This is a genomic window from Pseudoflavonifractor phocaeensis, assembly GCF_016901735.1.
In the GTDB taxonomy this organism is placed as follows: Bacteria; Bacillota; Clostridia; order Oscillospirales; family Oscillospiraceae; genus Pseudoflavonifractor_A.
Window position 1 is genome coordinate 47,652 of the sequence record NZ_JACLZC010000014.1, and the last position, 6,220, is coordinate 53,871.

Annotated in this window: 6 protein-coding genes; 2 read left to right on the top strand and 4 right to left on the bottom strand. The window is 59.0% G+C overall.

The annotated features are described in order from the left end of the window. Positions 1-70: 70 nt before the first annotated feature. The 4 genes from H7U37_RS04995 to H7U37_RS05010 form a co-directional block, all read right to left on the bottom strand. Positions 71-1,288, bottom strand: a complete 1,218-nt coding sequence (locus tag H7U37_RS04995) for an argininosuccinate synthase (protein WP_204874091.1) — start codon at positions 1,286-1,288, stop codon at positions 71-73. A 286-nt stretch (positions 1,289-1,574) separates the two neighbouring features. Further along, a complete protein-coding gene (locus H7U37_RS05000; RefSeq protein ID WP_204874092.1) occupies positions 1,575-2,216 on the bottom strand; it encodes an NUDIX hydrolase in 642 nt (213 codons plus the stop codon). 122 nt (positions 2,217-2,338) lie between these two features. Further along, entirely contained in the window at positions 2,339-3,043 is a 705-nt protein-coding gene (locus tag H7U37_RS05005; protein WP_204874093.1) for a DUF6320 domain-containing protein, read from the bottom strand. A 1-nt stretch (position 3,044) separates the two neighbouring features. Next, positions 3,045-4,349, bottom strand: coding sequence for a hypothetical protein (locus H7U37_RS05010; RefSeq protein ID WP_204874095.1), 1,305 nt, complete (start codon positions 4,347-4,349; stop codon positions 3,045-3,047). Between the two features lie 155 nt (positions 4,350-4,504). On the opposite strand from H7U37_RS05010, the gene H7U37_RS05015 reads away from it, so the two are divergent. Both H7U37_RS05015 and H7U37_RS05020 read left to right on the top strand, forming a co-directional pair. Next, entirely contained in the window at positions 4,505-5,149 is a 645-nt protein-coding gene (locus tag H7U37_RS05015; protein ID WP_204874097.1) for a metallophosphoesterase, read from the top strand. Between the two features lie 97 nt (positions 5,150-5,246). After that, positions 5,247-6,086, top strand: coding sequence for a hypothetical protein (locus H7U37_RS05020; protein ID WP_204874099.1), 840 nt, complete (start codon positions 5,247-5,249; stop codon positions 6,084-6,086). Positions 6,087-6,220 lie beyond the last annotated feature (134 nt).

Genomic DNA, 6,220 nt, shown 5'->3' on the forward strand with positions numbered 1-6,220 from the left:
GTGAAGAGTGAAGAGTAGAGAGTGAAGATATGGGGGTATCTCCACTCTCCACTCTCCTATCTCCACTCTTTTATTTCAGTTTTCCCTGCTCCCGCAGCGCCTGGACCTTGTCGGGCAGGCCCCACAGGTTGATGAAGCCCTTGGAGTCGGTCTGGTCGTAGTCGCTCTCCTCGAAGGTCACCAGGTCCTCCGAATACAGCGTCTCGGGAGAGGTGACGCCGGCGGTGATGATGTTGCCCTTATAAAGCTTGAGCTTCACGGTGCCGGTTACGTGCTTCTGGGTCTCGGTGGCGAACGCGCTCAGCGCCTCCCGCAGGGGGGTGAACCACTTGCCGTTATACACCAGGTCGGCGAAGTCCACCGCCAGCTTGCTCTTCATGTGGGCGGTGTCCTTGTCAATGGTAATCATCTCCAGCACCTCGTGGGCCCGGTAGAGGATGGTGCCGCCCGGCGTCTCATACACGCCCCGGTCCTTCATGCCCACCAGCCGGTTTTCCACGATGTCCAGCAGACCGATGCCGTTGGCGCCGCCCAGCTCGTTGAGCTTGCGCACGATGTCGGACGCCTTCATCTTTACGCCGTCCACCGCAACGGGCCAGCCCTTCTCAAAGTCGATGGTCACATAAGTGGGCGCGTCGGGCGCCATGACCGGAGAGACGCCCATCTCCAAAAAGCCGGGCTTGTCGTACTGGGGCTCGTTGGCCGGGTCCTCCAGGTCCAGGCCCTCGTGGGACAGGTGCCACAGGTTCTTGTCCTTGGAGTAGTTGGTCTCACGGCTGATCTTCAGGGGTACGTTGTGAGCCTCGGCGTAGTCAATCTCCTCGTCTCTGCCCTTGATGGACCACTCGCGCCAGGGGGCGATGATCTTCATCTCGGGAGCAAAGCGCTTGATGGCCAGCTCGAACCGGACCTGGTCGTTGCCCTTGCCGGTGCAGCCGTGGCAGATGGCGTCGGCGCCCTCGGCCTTGGCGATCTCTACCAGACGCTTGGCAATGATGGGGCGGGCAAAGGCGGTGCCCAGCAGGTAGTCCTCATATTTGGCCCCCATCTGCATGGAGGGAATGATGACGGTGTCCACCATCTCGTCGGTCAGGTCCTCCACATACAGCTTGGAAGCGCCCGTCTTGATGGCCTTCTCCTCCAGGCCGTCCAGCTCGGTGCCCTGGCCCACGTCGCCCGATACGGCGATGACTTCGGGGTTACCATAGTTCTCTTTCAGCCAGGGGATGATGATGGATGTATCCAGACCGCCGGAATAGGCGAGTACGACTTTCTTGACTTCGGACATGTTGTTTGACCTCCTGAAAACGGCCCTGCCGTCTTGTGATGTTGGTGATAGTATAGCACCCCCTCTTCTCAATTGCAAGCATCATTTTGAATAAAAAACCACAGCGCTTTGAAATATTCCTGTTATTATCCACAAAAAACCATTAAATATTCAGTTTTTAATGAATATTTAACAGGCACCATTTTTACTGTATTTTTCTGTTTATCTCTATTTTTCCTCTCAAAACAATTGCGAAAACCGGCAATGATACCAGTTTCCGCAATTCAAAACGCCTGTTTTTACATTTTTATAAAATGCCGGCCAGCATCGCTTTTGTGAGAGCTGCTATGGTCAGCGAATCCTGGATGGTCCCGTCCACAATGGCGCGGCGGCACTCCTCCGCGGTGAACAGCTCCACGCCGGTGATGCACTCCTCCTCCTGCAACGGCCCCACCGATGCAATATGGCAGGCAAAGAGATGCAGCGCTCCATATACCTTGGAGGTGTCGTTGATGACGGTCCCCAGGGGGATGAGCTCCGTCGTTTTAGTCCCCATCTCCTCCCACAGCTCTTTTACCGCGTCCTCCGCCGGCGACAGGCCCAGCTCCGCCCCGCCCCGGGGCAGCTCCAGCTCCCAGCGCCGGGGACCGTGACGGTAGTTCTTCAGCAGCACCGCCTTGCCCTCCAGAATAGGCAGGATCACCACCCCGTCATAATCCGTTTCCTTCAAAATGCGATAATAGAGATACAGCTCCCCCTTCTCCGGGCGGATCAGGTCCGCCGCCAGCAAAAACCATGGGCTGCGGAACAGCAGACCCACCTCTTTCCCCGTTTCGGCTTCATAGGCCCGCAGCTTCTCCTCCTCCAATACGATGGGCATAATGGGGTCCTGTACGAATTGCTCCGGATGCCGTTGGACGAAGGCCAGATATTCCCGGATACGGTCCATCCTTTTTTCTCCTTCCTATCTTTACCTTACAATATGCGGTTTCAAATCCATCGTAGGGGCGACCCTTGTGGTCGCCCGCCGTCAACACGAAAGAGGAATGTGGGCGGCCATAAAGACCGCCTCTACATGTGGAAGCGGCGGCGGACTTCTTCCCGGAGGTAGGGTACCCGGCGTACCACGATCAGCGGGATAATGAGGGCCACACAGATGGCCAAAACCACCAACGACCAGGCCGGCTGCCACTGATGATTCAAAAACTGGTCTATAAAATACTCTACCCCCACCGAAAAGATGCCGCCTGTACCGATTATCAGCGTCACGCTGCTCAAAATCGAGCGGCGTCCCTCATCCAGCAGAATCGACAAGACCAATACGCACGCGCCGCCCAGCAAAATCACCGGCAGCGCAAGGCCCCAATACCAATCCATGCCGTTCAGATCCAGCGCAATCAGATAGATATACACGGCAATGGCCGTCACATCCAGCAGCAGCCGGACCAGAAGCGACAGCTGCCGGGCCAGCAGCGGCGGCACCACCCACACCCAAAGCATGGCCGCCGCTCCGATCACATAGAGCGACCAGGCGTGCTCGGTACGCAGAAAGAGGTTGAGCAGTCCGCACACCAGCGCCACCGACAAAAACATGGAGCTGAGCAGCAGCGCCACCGCCACCCGGGACACCGGCGGCACCTCGCTGCGCTCCACCGGAAACGGCTTGGGACTTTCCAGATCCACCGGGCAGGACGGATTGCACACCGGCGTCTGACACAGCGGACATACCGCCGCCGTGTCGTCCAGCTCTACCCCGCAATTGACGCAATACGACATACTATCCTCCTTCCACCGGCTTGCCCTGCCGGTTGCTGGTTACTTTGACATGCAGGCCATCCTTCACCAAAAAGCGGAAAAATGCCCGCTCGGTGTCGGTCTCCTTCAGCGTGCCGGCAAAGGTGATTTCCATGGTGTTTCCGAAGCTGATGGACGCGCAATGGACCCGGGGCACCGTGGCCTGCCCCAGAATGACCTCCATATGCTCGATGTGGGACGCCATCTCCGGCGGCACCTGAAAAGCGCCAGGATTGGTGTACGTCCCGGAATAGGGCCGTACACCCGCCATCCGGTAGCCCAGCGCCATCACCGGATTCTTGAGCACCAGCGGAATCACTTGCAGAAGGGGATTGGTCTGGAATTTCACGTTGCCGGTCAGCATGGCCCGCATCTCCAGCCGGTTGATGTGAAGGCGCATGTAGTGGCGCACCTGGGACAAGATCTCCTCAAAGGTATACTCCCCCAGGGATGGGTCAATGCTTGGACGCACTGTTAAAATAAAATTGCGCAGCGTTTCCGACGGAAACCAGGGCCGCAGATTGATGGGCACCGCCAGCGCCACCGGCCGGGGATGGGCCGGATGCTTTTGGGCCTGGTTGTCCGCGATTACCTTCAAAAGCACCCCCGTCAGATACTCCGTAATGGATACGCCGTAGCGTTTGGCCTTGTCCTTCAGCTGGTCCAGCGGCACAAAGCCCATGGTGATGTTAAAGGTATAAAAAGGCTCGGCGGTGCCGGTATTGGGAAACGCGGTGGGCGCGGGTCCAGACCGCAGCACCTTCTTCCCCGCCCAGCGGGCGTAGCCGTCCTCCAGCTCCTCCCGCCGGGGCGGCTCATCCACATTCAGAATCCCCTCTCCTTGGGGAATCTCATAGCCCAGCTCCCGCAGGTAGACCGCCAGCAGCGTGCGTAAAAAAACCAGCGCCCCGGCGCCGTCCGACAGCGCGTGGAATACCTCCAGCGAAATGCGCCGTTCATAGTAATAAAACCGCACCAGCCAACCGTTATCCTCCCGGAACCGCACCGGCTGGCAGGGATTGGCGATGTCCCGCTTGACAAAGGGACCGGGCGCGTCGTTGGGCTCCAGATAGTACCAGAACATGCCGCGGCGTACCCGCACCCCAAAGCCGGGAAACCGGGGCATGGTACGGTCCACCGCCCGCTGGAGGGCCTCCGGGTCCACCTTTTGGTCCATCACCGCGGAGAACCGGTAAATGGAAGAGTATTCCTCCTTTTGCAGCGCGGTATAGAGTACGCCCGCATTGTCCAGCCGGTACCATACCCCTTTTTTCTTCTCCCGCTTCACCGGTCCGCCCCCTTTGCCTTCTGATCGTTCCTTTTTTGTTTTTTATTATACCATCCCTTCCAACGCGAAACAAGCAGAATCAGGCCCTTGCGTCCCCCCTCCAAAGCAGGTATCATATCTATAAAAAGGTCAATCTGTAACGGGAGGTGTCCCCCATGCTCTACTGCACCGCCGATATTCACGGCGACTACGACCGTTTTCAGGAACTGCTCCGCCGCATTTCCTTTTCCCCCCAAGATACCCTCTATATCCTGGGCGACGTCATCGACCGGGGCAAGGACGGCGTCGCCCTGCTGCGCGCCATCATGGACTGTCCCAATATGGTCCTGCTCCTGGGCAATCACGAGCAAATGTGCCTGGATACCCTGGGACCCAACCACCGTTGGGGCAGCAAGGCCCTGTGGACCCAAAACGGCGGCAGCCGGACCTATCGGGATCTGGTCTACCGCACCCCGCCCAAGGAGCGGCACGCCCTTATTTCCTTTCTCCTCTCCCTCCCCGTCCACCTGGAACTCACTGTGGGCGAACGGCGCTTTTTCCTGGTCCACGGCTTCCCCCACGCCGACCCGGCACAGCAGCTCTGGTCCCGCCCCGAACCGGATACGCCGGCCCCCTTCCCCGACAAGATCACCCTGGTGGGGCACACCCCCACCGCTTTCCTGACCGGACAGTTCCGCCAGCCCCTCTCCATCTTCCACGGCGACGGCTGGATGGACCTGGACTGCGGCTGCGGCAACGCCTCCCCCTTCTGCCGTCTGGCCTGCCTCCGGCTGGACGACCTGGCGGAATTTTATGTCTGAAATTCCCTGTTTCTCCCCGCGTACCCATTCCATTCTCTCCCAAAGCGTGGTATGATACGGATATGTTCGATACTCTCTGTGAAAGGAGCCATCATCCATGCGTATTCCGGAGGACCGCCGCCCCACCCTGGCCTCATGGCCCAAGCGGATCTTTGAGTGGGACGAGCTCCAGCCCCCCTTCCATCCCGCCCTCTCCCAGTGGCGCGCCTTGGGGATGCCGCCGGGCAACGTAACCTACATCCCGCGCATCCACCAGTACAGCGGCGCGCCCGAATACGCCGTCGCCTGGTTCTGCCAGCAGGTATGTATTCAGCGTCTCCAGGAAGGAACGCTGAATGTGTGGAACATTCTCCCCGGACAGGTCACCCAGCTCTACTACCAGATCCAGCTCCTCAAATGCACCGTCACCCTCTGCCTCTCCGACGGCCAAATCATCACCTTTTCCTACAACAAGACCAAGGAAGAGCAGATCTACCCCGTCATCAGCCTCCTGCTGGGCCAGCCCGGCGACTATGTCCCGCCCGTCCAGCACCCAGACTCCCCCGCCATGGACGCGCTCCAGCAGGAAAGCTACGCCATGCACTACACCGCCCTGCTGGCCTACCGCTTCGGACACGCCATCTCCCACCAGCTCTTCCTGCGGGGCAAAAATCGCAGCCTCCTTTATCTGCTCCAGCGCCGTCCCGATCCGGAATGCTTCTGTGCCCTTACTGACGCCGGACCGGTACTCATCCTCAATGACTATTACGGCACCCGCGCCCTCTACCTGCCCGCCGGCTACCCCAGCAGCTTCCAGGTCAAGCCCGTCCCCCACAGCAAGGACCACGGCCTTTATCTCCGCACCCTGGCGGAGGAGGAATTCCTTTATTTCCGCCTCCTGCCCGGCCAGGAGGCCCAGGCCAGCGCCTTCGCCGCCCGCTGGCCCTCTCATCTCTGAGCACCAAAAAAGCGAGGTCAGCCTCTGAACTGCACCCCATTTGTTAGACAGTATGGTATACTGAATAACAAGTGGGGTGCTTTATTATGCCAAAAGGGATACCAAACAAACGATACACACCAGAATTTAAAAAG